Below are 18,999 nucleotides of genomic sequence, written 5' to 3' on the forward strand. Positions count from 1 at the left end.
TAGTGGATCAAAACAACGCATAAGCCCGCCCAATCACCTGGTGGTCGTAGACATAGCCCCAATAGCGCGAGTCAAAACTCTTCGGCGTTTGCCCGGTCATCCAGTAGGCTGCCGGCGGGATAGTTTCATTGTGCTTAAAGCTGGCGGCCGGCTTTTTGAGCTTTTCCGCTAACGGCAAGCCTTCGATAATCAATGTACCGTTGACGGTGGTTTGATGACTGTCGACCTGAATCCGATCACCGGTCACACCGGCGGCAATCTTGACGATGATTTGCCCATCCTTGAAGAAAGGTGTCATGCGTTCGGCGCGAAAGGCCATCAGATCGCCCCGCCAGATGTCTTTGTTGTAGGTGTCGATCAGGTAAATCCACTTGTCCGGCAAACAGCGATCGACTTGATCGTCACCGCCAATCAGAAAGCGTTGACCGACGTAGCGTTCAACCGCCAATATCAATACCAGGATGGGCAGCGCTTTCAGCAAGAACATCCCGAATGCCGCTTTGGTTTGGTAGGGTCTTAATCGGGCGGGTTTAGAATGGGCAGGGTTTGATGAAGATTGAGTGCCGCTCATAACTCACCGTCCTTGCGCTTGAATGTATAAATCACTGGGCGCAGCGACCACGGCAGTCGAATCGATCACCAGATAACCGGCATCACTGAGTTTTTTGGCTTGACCCTGCCAGTCATCGACGATCTTGGCCATCTGCTCCTGACTGGCATTGGGCGGTATCGATTGAATCAATTTGGCTCTGTCGAACACGAATACCGGCGTCACCAAATTCAAGCGTTCTAAGGGCTGTTGTAATTGCTGTAGCGCAGCCAACCAGCCACCGCAACATCCCAGACAGACAGCGATTAAAACAGTGCTGAGCCATTGTGATTTAGCGTCCATGATTCAACTCCCGTGTTTTAGACTGGCGGCTGTCGATGAGTTGTTGAATGGCATCACCCAGACTCAAACCTTGCTGGCGCAATTGCTTCAAGGCATTTACGTCTTCCGGTTTGGTAGAGAAAAGAATACGTTTAAACGGATCGACGATCAGTCGGCCAATTCCGGAACCCATCTCGGTGATGAAGAAGATTTCCGAATAGGCACCTGGCAGCGTGTGGACAGTTTTTAAGAGTTCATAGCCGCCATCCGACAATGGCAAACGTCGATCCTGCTTCATGCCTTCGATGACTTCGGCTTTTTGACCGAGCAAGTACATATTGGCGGAGTTCTCGACGATGGCTCGCCCTGCGGCATTGCGGTACAAGTCGTTCACCGATTGGGTGATGGTGACTGCAGCACCGCCGTATTTACGAAACCGCCGGTAGCCGTGTTCCATGAACTTGGCCACATCGCCTTCGGTGAGCAAATCCCAGGCTTCGTCGATGATGACGATCTTGGGCCGGTTGCGTTCGCCCAGATACATTTCCTGCTGGATTTGGTAGATCAGTTGCAGCAACACGACTTGTTGCAGATGCTTGCGACCCTTGAGTTCCTCCAGTTCCAGTACGGTAAAGTCGTTGGCGAATTTGGCGTTATTCTGGCCATTAAAGTAACGGCCGTATTCACCGCGGGTGGTAAAGGGAAATAGCTGCTCGCCGACATCTTTTAAGCGTTGGTCGGTTTCAGCGCAAAGCAACTTGGCAATGTCATCGACCGACATGGACTGGGCTTTTTCAGTCCAGAGTTGCTTCAAAATCCGCTTCAGACCCGCAGTTTGAAAGTCAGTGAGTTTCTCGGTCGGCGCCGCCATTTGACTCACCAAACCGGCTAACATATCGGCCTCCTCCTCGAAGTTCTGCACGATCTCAAACGGGTTCATGCAGATCCCGGAACCATGGGTGAATTTGACGAAATCGCCTTCCAGTACCTCACACAGATTTTCATACGAGCGGCCGACATCGATCGCCCAGATTTGCGCGCCTTCGGTCAGGTAGCTGACAATGATCTCGTTAGTCAGGAAAGACTTACCTTTACCGGATTCGGCAGCAATGCAGAGGTTGTAATTCCCGGTGGTATCGAACAACGAAACTGCCATGTGCTCACCATTACGCGAGACGAAATTCAATGTCGGCGTGCCGGTGCCCGCCCAATCGCCGAATAACGGTAGCAGTGGAATAGCGTGTCGGGTGGCCAAGGTACGATACCGTTTCAAATCGGCAACCGCCGAACGCTCAGGACCAAACGGTAAACAGTTCAGGAAAAACGGCAGGCAGAAATACTTGTCTTCCAAAAGCTGAAAGCCCAATTCCCGAAAATACACCCGCGCATTGGACACCGCCGCCGCTTCTTCGGCTTCGTCGCAAAACAGTAACACCCCGAAATAAGCCCTGATTGGCCGGTCGCCGTCACGGTAGGCATCGAACAACACGTCGAAATGGTGTTTACGCTGCACCAACACCGGCAAAAACCGGGCAATTGGCGTATTAACCTGGTTGGTGATGAATTGCCGCACACCTTCCTGCCGGGTACGGGTTGATTCGGCATCGGGATAATGCAGGGTCAGACTGAGCAAAGCATTCTGGCGAATGCCACGCGTGCCTGAGAGAATGTCGCCCAAGTAACTTTTGGCGCTGCCAAAGTAAAAATGATCGGGTGTGCGTTTGGCGGATAGGGTTTTTACCCGTTTTTGTCCTAGCCAAATGCCTTTTTCGTCGGTCCGAATCGCATTGTCGAAATCCAGCAATTGATCCCGTATCAATTGGGTAGGATCGCACTCGGGTACCACCCGGTCTTTCCAGCCGGCATCGGGCTGCCAGTTGAGTAGTGTGTTGAGGATGCGCACATATTGATCAGCCCCCAATACCTCCGGATACAAGCCAATGGTCGACAACGACTGCTGCGTAGCGAGTTGCAATTCGGTTGCCCGGCGGATGTCACTTTCACTGGGCCGGGGATGCGCCATGGGCAATTTCACGGTCACGAAAATGTGACTGCGCCGCAAGCGAGCCCCCGAGATCGCTTCCGGCGCCTTGGTCGTACCGCGTCGCAGGAATTCGATACTGGCCTGGGTCATGGTCTTATACGTTGGTTTTTGCTGTTTCAAGCGCCGGGTCTGCATGATCGCCAGCGACTCTTCGATGTCAGGCGAAGTCCAAAGGCTCACCTGCAACAAGGTGTCAGTCGGCCAGTCCTGGTTTAGCAACACGTTGACCCGCGCGGAGACGCTGGCATCGGCACCGGTCAGCGGTCGGCACAGAAAACCAAAGCCAATGCTGCTATCAGCCATCAGAAACAGATGATGGTCATATTCATAAGCCAGTACCGTGAATAACTGATCGGCACGTTGGCGTTGCGCGGTGGTCATGGGGTCTGATCCTCGAAATACAGGTGTTGCATGGCTTCGGTTTGATGCTCGGCACGCAGGCGAATCGTAAAGGGATGTCGACAAACCCGAACCGCACGCTTTTTGCGTTTCAACTGCCGGGCTCTAGCCGGATGACAGGGGTTGATCGGCTGACCATTGGCGGCTTGGACCTTGACGGTCCGTTTATCCTTCGCCAATGTGCAAGGGCGGCGGTTGCCCGCCGCAGTCTCGGTATCAATAGTTGAACCGGTCATCGTTGTTCCAGGCCTAAATCGTGGCCGTCACGATGTTGGTGATAATGGTCGGTGCCGCAAACAGGCCGACCCCGCTGGCAATACCCAGTACAAAGCCCATGATGCTGCCACGCACGACACCGGCGACCAGGCCGACGATGACGAACACGATGGCGATGATGCGGCCGAGCAAGCCTTCCACCCAGCCGGTCAGCAAGGTCCAGACGTTGTTGAACTCGGTACCGCCAGCACCGGCCATGGCGTCGGATGCCATCAACATAAAAAATAACGATGCCAGGGTCACCAGTACCCCGGTTCGATACGAAGTTTTCATCAAAATGTCCTCATAAAGGTTAAAAGACGGTTGCCCGTCGAATCTCGGACGCTCAGTCCGGCGTGTGTTAAGCGGTTGCCCGCTCACTCTCGCAGGGGGGTGTGGTACCTGCGGTGAAATGGGATCAAGGATCAGGGCAATTGTTTGCCTAATCGATTCACTGGACTCTCGTCATCAGTGGTATCGACGCTGGATCGTTTCTCCGGTGGTCGTTGCTCGACTTGTAAAGGAATCAACGACGCACTGGCTGTCGGTGCCGCCTTGCCGATCATCCAACGCCGGGGTTCCAGTTCGGTGTAGACGTAGTTGGACACCATCAAATCGCCCTCAGCATCTTCCCAAGGCGCGATCCAGATGCGCATCACCTGGGATGGCGTCCGAATCGGTGTGGGATCCTCGATCTTGGGCACGGGTTGTGGTAACGGTGGTGCGAGTGCCGGTTTTGACATTGGCTCTGATTCCTGGCTGGTTTCGGGAGGCGCTTCCTTTATCGCCGTATTGGTCACCTGGTAGGCCTGCGTCGTCGACAGACAGCTGGGTTCGTCCGGCATGCCTTTACAGCCGTAGTCGGTAGCGCAACCGGTGGTGATGGCGATCAGCAGTACACTGAGGCTATAAATAGAAAACTGATGAAAGCGTTTCATGGCTTTTTCTCCGTGGCGTTTGTGTTTTGTGCGTTTGTATCGGGCGTTGTTGCCAGACTGGGCGACGGTTTTGGTTTATCGGCCAACCAATCGGCTAACACCTCAGGTGCGCCACTGTGAGTACGACCGTCCGGAGCGATCAGGAATGGCACACCCTTCAAATCGAACAACTTGGCAGTGACCACGGCTTTTTGCAGCGGCTCTTTGTTACATTGAACGGGCGGTTCGCTCGGCAAGCCGGTGTAATCCTGTTTCAACAAGCGGTCGCGCACGGCGTCTTTGGTTTTGGCATCGCTCGCGCCCAGCTGACAGGCTAGTTGTACGACGATGTTTTGCGATTCGGGGCCGAGGATGGGGACCATCACCAGTTTGAAGGTGTATTGGTCTTGCAAGGCTTGCAGGTCTTTCATGACCTTGCCGCAGTATGGGCAACGCGGATCGATGAATACCAGTACCTGGGCTTTGCCGTGGCCGACGGTCACCGCACCTAGATCGTCGGCCTTGAGTTTCATCCGCGACAGATCGATACGGTTGGCGATTTTGTCGATATCCGCCAGTTCCTTGATTTCTTGCTGAGTCCAGATGTCCATCAATTTGCCGCCGTAAAAGGCAAAGCGGCCGTTACTGGAGATAAACACCGTTTGCTCGCCGGACTTGACCATCTTCAGGCCCGAGATCGGCAAGTCCTGCATGCCGTCGATCTTGATTGATAGCAAACCGGCGGCAATGTCTGAGACCGCCGGTTTGGGCGGATTGGCAGCCATGGCCATGGAGGCTCCGAATAGCGTGGCCAGTAATAAGAGAATTTGGCGTAGCGTCATAACGACCTTTGGGTTTGGATTAAGGAATCAGCTCGGTGACTTCAGCTTCAGTGCCGTGCCTTTTTGCACGATGAAGTTGACCTGGCGGATGGCATCGACTTCGATGACCGGGTAAATCTCTTCGGCCATGTCCATATAAAAATGTGACAGGCGTTCCATGGCGTAACCGGCGCCTTTCAGGGCACCGCCTTCCATCGACTGCGAGGAAAACGCGCTTTGAAACGGTGTAGTACCGGAAAGTGCCCCCAGACCGCCGGTCATCAGCATCGGAATCTGGTTGCGACCGAAGGCATCGGAAAAGCCGCGTAAAAAGCCCGCCATCATGGATTGGGCGAGTAGCGCACCCTGTTTGGACACCACCCGACCACGCACTCCGTTTTTGCCGTCTTCGCCGGTGGCATAGGCATTCATCGGCACTTCGATCACGCCACCGTCCTGGCGTACGCAGGAAAAGGTCTCGCCGCGAAAATAGGCGCGCTCGGCACTCAAGTCGCCGAAGCCCGCGGCCAACAGAAAGCACTCGCGCACATCGGCATGGAAACGATTGGGCAAGATGGCTTCCTTCTTGATCCGGAACAGCACCGGCATTGGTTCTTTCTTGGCTTTTTTGCCGGTCGGGGCATCGAGGCCATTCAACAACACGCCGGTCAAAATACTGCCGGCGGGGATGAACACATCGCTATTGGCGTGGCCTTGCTGCGACTGCCCGTGAGCGTTGGTCGGCGCTGCGTCTTTGTCTTTACCATTGGACTGCTCAGCGCCTTCCTGGATGACGCGAATTTGCATCGCCGCCGGCGCTTGGTTATTGGCTCGTGCTCCTGAGACGCCGGTATTGCTAGCAGTCGATGCGGGAATAGCGGCTTGCTCGAACACGCGGTTGAGATCGTCTTGCCCGTTGTCGAACGGCGGATTGCTCGGGCGGCGGTATGGCGGCCTTCCCGGTGCCGTTGGCTCCACAGCAGGTTGATTGGCGTCGCCAGGGTTGCCAGCCACTGCCGTTGTAGACGCTTTGTTCTTCAACGTCTCAACTTCACCGGTGACCGCTTGAAGCTTGGCTTCATAGGCTTCCCGTTCAGCGGTGGTCCATTGTTTGAAACGGATTTCGTCGGATTGCTGTTCGCGCTTTTGTTGTTCCTCGATAGCCGCCAGACGACGGGCTTGTTCCTCGTTTTTCTGTAGCAGATCGCGCAATTGCGCAGAAATACCGTCGATACCGAGCGAGCGAGGATCGCTATCGGTCAGGATGTGTTGGATGGTGGCCTGTTTACTCAGCGGCTTGCTGACTTCCGGGGTGACGGTGGCCAGCGCGATGATGACGGCCAATACCACTGTACCGATGCTGCCGATAGCTAAATTACGTTTGGCGGTCGGACTCAAGCGTGTCCACCAGGTATCGACGCTGGCCATTACTGTTGACCTCCGCTCAGTAACGAAGGCCGCAAACTGGACGACGCCTCAGGCGATTGTCGGACCACGACATACAATTCGGTCGCTTCCTGTGGCTTCAATACCACGTTGGGCCAGACCGACACGGCGAGTACGTCCTGTTGCGTCGTCGCGCAACTGCGTTCGTCGAACTCGAGCATCTCGCTGCCGGTATTTTTGGCAAGACCCACCAGAATCAGCCGGTCCTGGCCTTCCAGAACTTGTCCGGTTTTAATCTGCACGCGGTCTTGCAGGCAGCGAATTTGTTCTTGGGGCTTGGGTTCGCGGAGTGAATAACCGGCTGGGGTCTTTTGCAAACCCAAATCCCTAAACAAGGCTTTTAGCTGGCTGATGTAGGCTTGTTCCTGTTGGCTGGAAGTCCGACTCGTACTATCGGCGCGTTGCCATTGGTTCAGCAATCGGTAGCTGTCCTTATCCAGATCAAGGTGGATTTCCCGCGCCGGAATGCGTTTGGGGATCAGGGTTAGGGATAGTGCGATGTCCTGGTTGTCGCCGGGCGTGATGTATAGCGTGACCGGCGTTTCGTCGGCGGTGGCGACATAAACGATTTTACCTTTGGTACTAGTGGTGGCTTGGCTGGTGGTCGTGACTACCGGATGTTCGAACGGCGTGACCAGCCGATTCAAATGGCCGACGGCAATCGGCATCAGTTCGTTGATGCCCGGTTTGACGGCAATATGTTGCGGGCCGATGGAAGTGGCTGATGCTGCGTTTGATGCTGCCGCTTGCTGTTTGGCTGCTTTCAAGATGCTGGCATCGACTGGGGGTAATTCAATGCCAAAATCTGGCTGCGACGGTACAACTGGCTGTGATGAGGAAGAATCTTCGGCCACAGTGGTTGCCGGTGGTAACACAGTCACGGGTAATTCATCCGCAGACAAGGCAGTGCTAACGGTCAGGAATAACAAAATTAGCGGGAATGAGCGATTCATGGTCGAGCCTCGCGGGTTTGGCCTTGCATTGCTTTCAGACGATCCAAGGTTCTGGGGGAATCCGGATACACGTCGATGTATTCAAGCCGGGGGCGATAGTTTTTAATGGCGATGATGAATTCGTAGGTGCGGGGCTTAACGTCCGGTTTGGAACTGGGACCTTGGCTTTTCAGTTCGCCGCTGACAAAGACTTTGTTGGTCTCGGCTTCGTAATCGACGTGACGCGGAGTGAAACTGATCGCGACCCGATCCATTTTGATGGCCTTGATTTGATCGCTCATGGCATCCAGGACACTGCGGTAAATATCTGGCGCTAATAGCGGCTCGACCGCGGTTTTCAGAAAGTCGGCATTGGCCGGCGTGGTATTACCGAGGAGTTCAGCCAGGAACAAGCCCCACGATTCCTTGAACTCGCTCGAAGCTTGGCTGCGGGTGACTTCGACTTCCTGGGTCAAGGTCGGTGGCACCAGAATGATGCTGCGTTCGGTGCGCCAGGCGGCCAGCGAGGTAATCACGCAAATGGCCAGCAGGCCGATGATGACGGCGCGGCTAAACCGGTTCTCGGTCTCGTGGCCGTCCCAGGTTTGCAGAAAATCTGACCATCTCATGGCAGAAACCGGCGAATGTAGGGATTGGGGATCGTCTGCGCGCGACTCGGCAACAAACCCAGCCAATACAGCGCATGCAAGGTGTAGCCGTCAGGCCGGTTATCGCGGAAACGCCGGTAAAACTTGACTGCGATAAAACCGAGGGCTAAGCCGGGGATGAACTGATCGATCAACATGCCGGTGAGCATGCTGACCATGAAGGGTACGATCTCGTCCGCACACCACAGCAAAATGTGGATCGGATCATCGATCGATTGGGGAATGGCAACGGGTTCCATAATGACCTCTGGTTGGGATGGTCATTATTGTGAATGGATATTTGAATAGATCTTTTGCAGCTGACGACGAATTTGCGCTCAGCTTGCAGCACTTTGCCGAATACCAATTGACTTCAAAGGTGTTTTTGGCCTGTTGCTGGGCCGACATTTTGGTGGGGAAATTATTTCCGTTAGTCGTCTTCTTTATACATAAGGGGTCTTGGTCGTTTGGGTTTGCTTTGTTATTAGGCTCAAAACGCTATCGGCAAAACATTCAGACTCTATCTGGCATTAGCAAAAGCAGTAAGCAGATATATGAGTTACCTGCCCTTGAAAATTAGAGATGGCAATTTAAAGATGAAACGCACACCGCAAAGGGTTGGATAGAATGGAGGATTATGTGTTGAGCGAACGACATGATTTAGATAGTTCCAGCGATGATGCGCTAGTGCTTGAAGGCGCAACATCTCTGACGGATGTGTTGCAGCGACGCGCAGCATGTCACCCCCACCGAATTGCGTATACATTTTTGGATTATGGGGCATCAGGTCAGTATTCGTTGACCTATGACGAACTTAACACAAAAACCAGGCAATTAGCAGCATCGTTGCAGCAGATGGGCATGCAAGGTGAACGCGCCCTATTACTCTATCCACCGGGTCTGGATTACATCGTAGCTTTTTTTGCTTGTCTGTATGCACGAGTGATTGCTGTTCCCGCCTATCCGCCCAGCAATAATCGGCATATGCCCAGGTTGCAGGCCATTCTTGACGACAGCAATGTGGAAATCATTCTGAGTACTGGCCAAGTTGCCAACAACATTCGTAATTTTCTCGGCACCACGGGTGATTTGTTAGACAGAAATTGGCTGAAAACCGATGTCGTTGAATACCCTAATGATGCCAACTCATGGACGCCCCCTAGATTGCAAACCAAGGACTTGGCTTTTTTGCAATACACTTCCGGCTCTACCGGCGACGCAAAGGGGGTGATGATTAGCCACGGAAATTTGATGGCTAATCAACAGTTAATCAAACGCCGATTTGGCCACGACGAACGGTCGACTGTAGTCGGTTGGCTACCGCTTTATCACGACATGGGTCTGATCGGTAATGTCATGCAGCCCTTGTATTGTGGGGCTAGTGCGATTTTGATGGCACCGATGGCGTTTTTGGAAAAACCTCTGCGCTGGTTGCAAGCCATTAGCGATTACGGTGCGCATACCAGTGGCGGTCCTAACTTTGCTTACGATTTGTGCGTCCAAAAAATCAGTGCCGAAGACTTGGCCGGGATTGATCTCAGCGGTTGGCAACTGGCATTCAATGGCGCCGAACCTATCAATCCGCTGACCTTGCAACGATTCAGCGACGCATTTAAGGCATGTGGATTCCAACGGCGTTCATTTTATCCCTGTTATGGCCTGGCCGAAGCAACATTACTAGCGACTGGAATCGCTAAACAATCCCTCCCAAGGGTTGCGGCGTTTAATAAAACCGCCTTAGAGCAAGGTGTAGTCGATTTGATTGACGAGAATCAATTGAATGCCAAAAACCTTGTAGGATGCGGCGCTATCGATATTCATGATGGACAAGACTTGCGTATTGTCGATCCTGATGCCGGCACCTGCTGCGCGAATGATCAAATCGGAGAAATCTGGCTGAGCGGTCCCAGCGTCGCCCAGGGCTATTGGCAAAACCCCGAGATGAGCGGTAAAGCTTTTGTCAAAGATTTCAAAGGCCAATCCTGGCTACGCACGGGTGATTTGGGATTTATAGACAATGGAGAATTGTTCGTTTCCGGGCGCCTAAAAGACCTAATCATTATTCGCGGTCGCAATTATTATCCGCACGATCTTGAGTATGCTGTCCAAGCAGCAACCGATGCTTTGAACCCCGCCTCAACAGTGACATTTTCGGTTGATGAAGGCGATGGCGAAAAGCTGATTGTGTTAGCCGAATTAAAGCGCAATCGGGTCAGGCAAGGTGATTATCGAAGCGAGTTCTCGTCTATTCGTGCCAGGTTGACCGAAGAATGCGGTATCCAAGCCGACCAGATTTTGTTTGTAAAACCCGGCACTATTTTAAAAACCAGCAGCGGAAAACTCCGGCGTAGCGCCTGCCGCGAGGTGTATTTGCAACAAGGTTTCGAGGCGGTGGCTAGCAATGCCGAACAACAACGGCCGCTAGGGCAACAAGCCGCAAACCAGATCGACAAAGCCACCGGCGCCCACAATCTATTGCGGCAGGCTCTGTCGGCGATGGACAAAGCCCATGCCACCGATCTGTTGGCCCAACACTTGGCCGGCAAGGTTGCCGAGTTATCCGGGGTGACGGCCGATAGCATAGATCGTAACCATAGCTTGACCGGCTTGGGTTTGGACTCGCTAAAAGCCGTGGAACTGAAATACTTCATCGACGAGCTGTTGGGGATGGATTTTCCGGTCAGCCATTTGCTCGGCGCCGCCACCTTACACGATGGTGCGTTAACGGCGCTGGGATTGAGCGGAAAGGCCGATGCCAAGCCGCCAGTAGCGATTGATGGTGCGAATACCGAAACAGCGATGTCTTATAACCAACAGGCCTTGTGGACGCAGGCGAAGATGCATGTCGGCGAAGCCTTGTATCACTTGCCGGTGGCGTTAAAAATTCACGGCGACTTGAATGTCGACGCCCTGCGTCAAGCGCTGGCTGAATTATGCAACCGACATCCGCAATTGCGTAGCGGCTTCGTCTTGAATGCCGAAAACCGTCCGGTCTGCCTGCCGCTCGATAACGCTACGCCACGGCTGGCGAGGATAGTTTGTAGCGGCGATCAGCAACGGCAGGAGAATTTGCTAGCCTTTGTCCGGCAGCCGTTCGATTTAGAACATGGGCCGTTGCTGAGAGCCGCGGTATTCAGCTGCGGCGCCGAAGATCACCTGTTGGCATTTTGCGCCCATCATCTGATCGTCGATTTTCGCTCCTTAGTGGTATTGCTATCGGAATTGCAGACGCTCTACCTCGGATACCTCAATGGCGTCATTAGTCATTTGCCAGTGTTAGCGGCAAGCTATTCCGACTACGTTCGGTGGCAACAAGGTTATTTGCACAGCGAAGCGGCGAATCGAGATTTGCAGTTTTGGTTGCGGCAATTGAAAGGTGAATTGCCTCGATTGGAGTTGCCGGGTGCTTGTTCCGATGGTGGCGCCCAATCGATGGCCGCCGATATGGAAGGTCTAACGATTGCGGCGGATGTATTGGCCCGATTGAAACATTTGGCGGCAGAGCACAATACCACGCTGTATACCTTGCTGCTGGCCGTATTCAAGACTTTGTTGTACCGATATAGCGGCCAGCAGGATCTGATTGTCGGTTCTCCGACGCTAGGTCGGCCCATGCGTCAGTTTGCCGAGTTGGTGGGCTATTTCGTCAATCCCGTGGCTTTACGGAGTAGGCCTAGCGGCAATTTGCGGTTTTGCGATTATCTGACCGAGGTCGATGCCGCTGTCCGTGGTGCGTTGGAGCATCAATGTTATCCGCATGCCTTGCTGATCGATAAATTACGCGCCGAACAAGCTAAAGGGGCCATCGAGCTTTATCGTGTATTTTTCGTATTGCAGGACAGTTCCGATCCCATTGCCGGGGCATTAGCCATTGGACGCCCCGAAATAAAACTGCGGTGGGCAGGGTTTGAGGCTCGGACTTGTCGTTTACCTGAAACCGCGGAGGAATTCGACTTGGCTATGCTGGCCGCGGAGACTGACGGTGGATTGTCGGTCACTTTCCGCTATCGCACCGATGTCATGATGCGCGAAACCATGTTGCATTTGTTGGGACATTTTCAATGTTTGCTACACGGAATTTTGGCCAATCCGGATAAGCCGTTAGCTCAATTGCCGTTTTTAACCGTGCCCGAACAGACGCAACTGGCTAAATGGAACGCTACCGCGACCGAAAGCATTGCTGTTTCAACCTTGTATAGTTTGTTCGAAACCCAGGCCGAACAAACGCCGGATGCCATCGCATTGACGTTCGAAGACCAAAGCCTGACCTACGCCGAACTGAACGGCCGTGCCAATCAGTTGGCACATTACCTGATTGAGCGAGGCGTCGGCCCGGATGTGCTGGTCGGTATCTGCATCGAACGCTCCTTGGCGATGGTGGTTGGCTTGCTGGGGATAGTGAAGGCCGGTGGGGCTTATTTGCCGCTCGATCCCCATTATCCCGAGGAGCGGCTGCGCTACATGCTGGACGACGCCGGCGTCGGATTGTTGCTGACCCGATCAGGCTTGGTGGATTTAGTCAATGCCGGCCACCGACCCATGATTTTTCTGGACAGCGACTGGCCGTCGATTGCTCAATATTCCGAGCATAATCCCTCTCTTCGCAACCACCCGCTGGATCTGGCTTATATCATCTATACCTCCGGTTCGACTGGCCAACCTAAGGGCGTGGCGGTGACGCATCGCAATGCGGTGCATTCGACTGCAGCCCGTTTCGCTTATTATCCCGACCCGGTTAAGGCCTACCTGCTACTGTCGTCGTTCGCCTTCGACAGCTCGGTGGCCGGCATCTTCTGGACGCTGGGGCAGGGCGGTTGCCTGTGCCTGCCGGCTGGCGGCGCCGGCAAGGATCCGGCCGAACTGGTGGCCCTGATCGAACGCCACCGAGTCTCCCACCTTTTGGCCCTGCCGTCGCTGTACGCCTTGCTACTGGCACAAGCACCGGAACAACTGCACAGCTTGAAGGCCGCCATCGTCGCCGGCGAAGCCTGCGCGACCGACGTCGTCAAGCGCCATTTCGACGTTTTGCCGCAAACCAAACTCTACAACGAATACGGCCCGACCGAAGCCAGCGTGTGGAGCAGCGTCTACCAAGCGAGTTTGGATGATTTGGACAAACCATTATCGATAGGCCGGCCGATCGCCAACGCTCGCCTCTATATTCTGGACAACCACCTGAATCCCGTACCGATCGGCGTGGCCGGCGAACTTTACATCGGCGGTGCCGGTATCGTGCGCGGCTATTTGTGGCGGCCGGCATTGACCGCCGAACGTTTCATCCCCGACCCGTTCCGGGCCGATGGCGGCAGACTCTACAAAACCGGCGACCTAGCCCGCTATCGCACCGACGGCGCCATCGAGTTTCTGGGCCGCATCGACCACCAGGTCAAAATCCGCGGCTTTCGCATCGAGCTGGGCGAAATCGAAGCGCAACTGCTGGACCAGCCCCACGTTAAAGAAGCCGTGGTGTTGGCACGGGAAGATCAGCCGGGCGACAAAAAACTGGTCGCTTATCTGGTGTTCAGCGAACCAGCCGTCGGCCAAGACGCCGCTGAACTGGACCGCCTGAAAATCCAACTGAGACAAGTTCTGCCGGACTACATGATTCCCGGCGCCTTCGTGATGCTGGATGCCATGCCGCTCAGTGCCAATGGCAAGCTGGACAGGAAGCAACTGCCCGCCCCGGACTGGAGTGGATTATCGAACGCCGAATACGCCGCGCCGCAAACGCCGGTCGAGGCGGCGTTGATCCAAATCTGGCAACAACTGTTGGCCGTCGAACGCATTGGTCGCCACGACAACTTTTTCGAACTGGGCGGCGACTCCATCCTCAGCATCCAAGCGGTCAGCCGCGCCCGTCAAGCCGGGTTGGTATTCACGCCTAAGCAGTTGTTCCAACAACAGACCATCGCCGAACTGGCGGCGGTCGCCGAAACCGTTAGCCGTGCCGTCGCCGAGCAAGGATTAGTCACGGGCGAGCTGCCGTTGACGCCAATCCAGCATTGGTTCTTCGAGCGGAACTTAAGCAAACCGCAGCACTGGAACCAAGCCTTGATGCTGAGCATCAAGCCCGATCTGACGCCGACGGTGTTCGAAGCCGCGCTGCACAAACTGCTGATCCAGCACGATGCCCTGCGGATGCGCTTTACGGAACAAACGGGTCAGTGGTTGCAAACTAACTTGGCCGAGGAAACGCACAATATCCTCGAATACTGCGATGTCTCCGCCGTTGCTGCCGAACACCGTAGCGAACAGTTACAGGCGAAAGCCTGCGCATGCCAGGCTTCGCTCGACCTGAGCCAAGGGCCGTTATTGCGCGCCGTGTGGTTCGACATGGGCGACGGCGGCAGCCAAATCCTGATCGCGATTCATCACTTGGTGGTGGATGGCGTCTCCTGGCGCATCCTGCTGGAAGACCTGAATCTGGGCTGCCGACAAAAATTGGCGGGAGAATGTATCCAACTGCCCGCCAAAACCACGGCCTTCCAGTACTGGGCCGGACGCCTGCCAGCATTGGCACGGAGCGGCGAATTAGCCTGGGTCACCGACTACTGGCAAGATCCGCGCCGCAAACAGGCAGCAACGCTGCCGGTCGATGAGCCGGCCGGTGCCAACCGGGTGGCGTTGGAAGAGACAGTTGTCGTCGCGTTAAATGCCGAGCAAACCCGCGCCTTGTTGCAAGACGTACCGGCCGCCTACCGCACCCAAATCGACGATGTGTTGTTGACCGCGCTGGCGCTGACGCTACGCGGTTGGATCAGCGCCAATGACAATGGTGGTATAGGGCCCGTTTCAACAACCACATTACTGATAGACCGCGAAGGCCATGGCCGCGAACATCTGGCAGACGACCTGGATGTCTCGCGCACCGTCGGCTGGTTTACCAGCGTCTACCCGCTGCTGTTGACTCTGGACAGCGCTGACCCGGTGCAAGCGTTGAAAACCGTCAAGGAACAAAGCCGCGCCGTGCCGGCGCACGGCATAAGCTACGGTCTGTTACGCTACCTGTCGGATGATGCAGAACTTAGGCAAACCCTGGCTGGTATGCCGCCGGCGCGTATCATCTTCAACTACCTGGGGCAACTCGACACCGCATTGGCCGGTGACGCCTTGTTCCAGGTCAGCGCCGACGGCGTCGGCTCCTGCTACGATCCGACCGGCGAACGCGCTCACGAACTGGACGTGGTTAGCAGCATCCAGGACGGCTGCTTGCGACTAAGCTGGCGCTACAGCCGCGAGCGCTACCGCCGTGCCACGCTGGAAACGCTGGCCGGCAACTACCTGCAGCAGCTGCAAGCCTTGATTGCCCACTGTACGCAAGCCGGCAATGGCGGCTACACGCCGTCCGACTTCCCGCTGGCGGCGCTAACGCAAAGCCAATTGGACGGCCTGAACCTGCCACCGCGGCAGATCGACGACCTCTACCCGCTGGCGCCGCTGCAACACGGCCTGATGTTCCACAGCCTGTACGAGCCCGACGCCAACGTCTACCGGATTCAACTGGCTTGCCGGCTGGCAGGTCCGCTAGACACCGGCGCCTTCCGTCGCGCTTGGCAACAGCTACTGGAACGCCACGCTATCCTGCGTACCCGTTTCCAGGTTCAGGGCTTGGAACAACCGTTGCAAATCGTCGACAAACAGGCGAGATTGCCGATCAGCGAGCACGACTGGCGCGCCCTTACCGAAGTCGAATGCCAACAACAATGGCAAACACTGCAAGCCGCCGATCACGCGCAAGGCTTCGACTTTAGCCGTGCGCCGCTGATGCGTCTCGCCTTGGCAACGGCTAGCGACGAACGGCACTACCTGCTATGGAGCTACCACCACGTCCTGTTGGACGGTTGGAGCATGCCGTTGCTGATTAAGGAAGTCTTCGCGATTTACCATGCATTGCGGCGCGGCGAGAGACCGAACCTACCGGCGGTCAAACCCTATCACGACTACATCGCCTGGCTGCAATGTCAGGATGGAGGCGCCGCAGAACGCTACTGGCGGCAAAGCTTGGCGGGCTTTGAAGCCGCGACCGTATTGGGTGCCGATCGGGCCCCCAACGGCCATCGTCTGGCGGGCAAAGTTCAAACACAAAGCCTGCTGCTCAGCGAAGCCGAAACCCAATGTCTGCAACGCTTCGTCAAACAGCGGCAACTGACCCTCAACACCTTGGCACAAGCCGCCTGGGGATTGCTGCTCAGCCACTACAGCGGCAGCGAAGACGTGGTGTTCGGCATCACCGTCTCCGGCCGGCCGGCGGAATTGATCGGCATTGAAGAACACGTCGGCCTGTTCATCAATACGCTGCCGATGCGGGTCAGAATCAAGCCGGAAAATCAAATCGATGACTGGCTGCGGGACTTGTTCGAACAAAATCAGGAGATGCGCCGCTACGAATACGCCCCGCTGTCGCACATCCAGAGCAGCTCGGACATTAGCCGAGGTCAAAATCTGTTCGACAGCCTGCTGGTGTTCGAAAACTATCCGCTCGACCAAGCCCTGATGGAGATCGGTGGCCCGCTCAAAATCGACGAAGTGGTAGGCAACGACCCCACCAACTATCCCTTGACGCTGACGGTGTTCCCCGGCCAGCAACTGCTACTGGAGATCAACCACGACCTCAGCCGCTTTAGCGAAGACAGTGTCGAGAGGATGTTGACGCATTTGCGACAGTTACTGAACGGGTTTGCCGAGCAACAGCAGGCCAAACTGGGTGGCTTGCCGACGCTGACCGAAGCCGAACGGCAGCACGTCCTCCACGACTGGAACGCCACCGAAGTGGCTTATCCCCAAGATCGCTGTATCCACCAGCTGTTCGAAGCCCAGGTCGAACAAACGCCGGATGCCATCGCATTGACGTTCGAAGACCAAAGCCTGACCTACGCCGAACTGAACGGCCGTGCCAATCAGTTGGCACATTACCTGATTGAGCGAGGCGTCGGCCCGGATGTGCTGGTCGGTATCTGCATCGAACGCTCCTTGGCGATGGTGGTTGGCTTGCTGGGGATAGTGAAGGCCGGTGGGGCTTATTTGCCGCTCGATCCCCATTATCCCGAGGAGCGGCTGCGCTACATGCTGGACGACGCCGGCGTCGGATTGTTGCTGACCCGATCAGGCTTGGTGGATTTAGTCAATGCCGGCCACCGACCCATGATTTTTCTGGACAGCGACTGGCCGTCGATTGCTCAATATTCCGAGCATAATCCCTCTCTTCGCAACCACCCGCTGGATCTGGCTTATATCATCTATACCTCCGGTTCGACTGGCCAACCTAAGGGCGTGGCGGTGACGCATCGCAATGCGGTGCATTCGACTGCAGCCCGTTTCGCTTATTATCCCGACCCGGTTAAGGCCTACCTGCTACTGTCGTCGTTCGCCTTCGACAGCTCGGTGGCCGGCATCTTCTGGACGCTGGGGCAGGGCGGTTGCCTGTGCCTGCCGGCTGGCGGCGCCGGCAAGGATCCGGCCGAACTGGTGGCCCTGATCGAACGCCACCGAGTCTCCCACCTTTTGGCCCTGCCGTCGCTGTACGCCTTGCTACTGGCACAAGCACCGGAACAACTGCACAGCTTGAAGGCCGCCATCGTCGCCGGCGAAGCCTGCGCGACCGACGTCGTCAAGCGCCATTTCGACGTTTTGCCGCAAACCAAACTCTACAACGAATACGGCCCGACCGAAGCCAGCGTGTGGAGCAGCGTCTACCAAGCGAGTTTGGATGATTTGGACAAACCATTATCGATAGGCCGGCCGATCGCCAACGCTCGCCTCTATATTCTGGACAACCACCTGAATCCCGTACCGATCGGCGTGGCCGGCGAACTTTACATCGGCGGTGCCGGTATCGTGCGCGGCTATTTGTGGCGGCCGGCATTGACCGCCGAACGTTTCATCCCCGACCCGTTCCGGGCCGATGGCGGCAGACTCTACAAAACCGGCGACCTAGCCCGCTATCGCACCGACGGCGCCATCGAGTTTCTGGGCCGCATCGACCACCAGGTCAAAATCCGCGGCTTTCGCATCGAGCTGGGCGAAATCGAAGCGCAACTGCTGGACCAGCCCCACGTTAAAGAAGCCGTGGTGTTGGCACGGGAAGATCAGCCGGGCGACAAAAAACTGGTCGCTTATCTGGTGTTCAGCGAACCAGCCGTCGGCCAAGACGCCGCTGAACTGGACCGCCTGAAAATCCAACTGAGACAAGTTCTGCCGGACTACATGATTCCCGGCGCCTTCGTGATGCTGGATGCCATGCCGCTCAGTGCCAATGGCAAGCTGGACCGAAAACGCCTCCCGGCACCGAATCTAGGTGAACAACTGAGCAATCAATTTGTCGCCCCGCGCAACGAGACCGAACAAATCTTGGCCGAAATTTGGCAGGAAGTATTGGGCATCGAAAAGATCGGAATCACCGATGACTTTTTTGATCTAGGCGGGCATTCGTTAGTGGCAATTCAAGTTGGATCACGCATACAAACATGTTTTGGTCTTGAGTTCCCTGTAAAAAATATATTCGAAAAGTCAACCATAGACGTTTTAGCCAATGAAGTAATTCGTCTTCAAATAGATCAATATGACGAAAGCATGTTAGAGGAATTATTGAAAGAACTAGATCAACTTTCTGACGAGGATGCCAAACAACTTACGCTAAGTGAATGAAATGCGATCGCATCAATCTACCA

General features: G+C 55.4%; 12 protein-coding genes. 1 reads left to right on the top strand and 11 read right to left on the bottom strand.

Going from position 1 to position 18,999, the window contains the following annotated elements; genetic code table 11:
• Positions 1–7: 7 nt before the first annotated feature.
• From lepB to traL, 11 genes are all read right to left on the bottom strand, one after another.
• Positions 8–571, bottom strand: coding sequence for a signal peptidase I (gene lepB, locus ACR64Q_RS08930; RefSeq protein ID WP_313734353.1), 564 nt, complete (start codon positions 569–571; stop codon positions 8–10).
• 3 nt (positions 572–574) lie between these two features.
• Positions 575–892 (bottom strand): hypothetical protein, encoded by a 318-nt coding sequence (locus ACR64Q_RS08935; RefSeq protein WP_313734354.1) that lies wholly within the window; start codon positions 890–892, stop codon positions 575–577.
• Positions 882–3,296 carry a type IV secretion system protein TraC gene (gene traC, locus ACR64Q_RS08940; protein WP_313734355.1) on the bottom strand — a complete coding sequence of 805 codons (2,415 nt, stop codon included), beginning with the start codon at positions 3,294–3,296 and terminating at the stop codon, positions 882–884. Before traC ends, ACR64Q_RS08935 begins: the two co-directional genes overlap by 11 nt.
• Positions 3,293–3,550 (bottom strand): RRXRR domain-containing protein, encoded by a 258-nt coding sequence (locus ACR64Q_RS08945; RefSeq protein WP_313734356.1) that lies wholly within the window; start codon positions 3,548–3,550, stop codon positions 3,293–3,295. The genes traC and ACR64Q_RS08945 overlap by 4 nt, the downstream gene beginning before the upstream one ends.
• Before the next feature lie 13 nt (positions 3,551–3,563).
• Positions 3,564–3,863, bottom strand: coding sequence for a TraA family conjugative transfer protein (gene traA, locus ACR64Q_RS08950; RefSeq protein ID WP_026600538.1), 300 nt, complete (start codon positions 3,861–3,863; stop codon positions 3,564–3,566).
• A gap of 131 nt (positions 3,864–3,994) precedes the next feature.
• Positions 3,995–4,507: a TraV family lipoprotein gene (locus ACR64Q_RS08955; protein WP_313734357.1), complete on the bottom strand. Its 513-nt coding sequence runs from the start codon at positions 4,505–4,507 to the stop codon at positions 3,995–3,997.
• Positions 4,504–5,328 carry a DsbC family protein gene (locus ACR64Q_RS08960; RefSeq protein ID WP_313734358.1) on the bottom strand — a complete coding sequence of 275 codons (825 nt, stop codon included), beginning with the start codon at positions 5,326–5,328 and terminating at the stop codon, positions 4,504–4,506. The genes ACR64Q_RS08955 and ACR64Q_RS08960 overlap by 4 nt, the downstream gene beginning before the upstream one ends.
• A 27-nt stretch (positions 5,329–5,355) precedes the next feature.
• Entirely contained in the window at positions 5,356–6,735 is a 1,380-nt protein-coding gene (locus ACR64Q_RS08965; RefSeq protein ID WP_313734359.1) for a TraB/VirB10 family protein, read from the bottom strand.
• Positions 6,735–7,706 carry a TraK domain-containing protein gene (locus ACR64Q_RS08970; RefSeq protein WP_313734360.1) on the bottom strand — a complete coding sequence of 324 codons (972 nt, stop codon included), beginning with the start codon at positions 7,704–7,706 and terminating at the stop codon, positions 6,735–6,737. The genes ACR64Q_RS08965 and ACR64Q_RS08970 overlap by 1 nt, the downstream gene beginning before the upstream one ends.
• Positions 7,703–8,314: a TraE/TraK family type IV conjugative transfer system protein gene (locus ACR64Q_RS08975; protein WP_313734362.1), complete on the bottom strand. Its 612-nt coding sequence runs from the start codon at positions 8,312–8,314 to the stop codon at positions 7,703–7,705. Before ACR64Q_RS08975 ends, ACR64Q_RS08970 begins: the two co-directional genes overlap by 4 nt.
• Entirely contained in the window at positions 8,311–8,592 is a 282-nt protein-coding gene (gene traL, locus ACR64Q_RS08980) for a type IV conjugative transfer system protein TraL (protein WP_313734364.1), read from the bottom strand. Before traL ends, ACR64Q_RS08975 begins: the two co-directional genes overlap by 4 nt.
• A gap of 379 nt (positions 8,593–8,971) precedes the next feature.
• On the opposite strand from traL, the gene ACR64Q_RS08985 reads away from it, so the two are divergent.
• Positions 8,972–18,976: a non-ribosomal peptide synthetase gene (locus ACR64Q_RS08985; RefSeq protein ID WP_313734366.1), complete on the top strand. Its 10,005-nt coding sequence runs from the start codon at positions 8,972–8,974 to the stop codon at positions 18,974–18,976.
• Positions 18,977–18,999: the final 23 nt, after the last annotated feature.

The sequence above is a fragment of the Methylomonas sp. 2F7 genome (genome assembly GCF_057126975.1).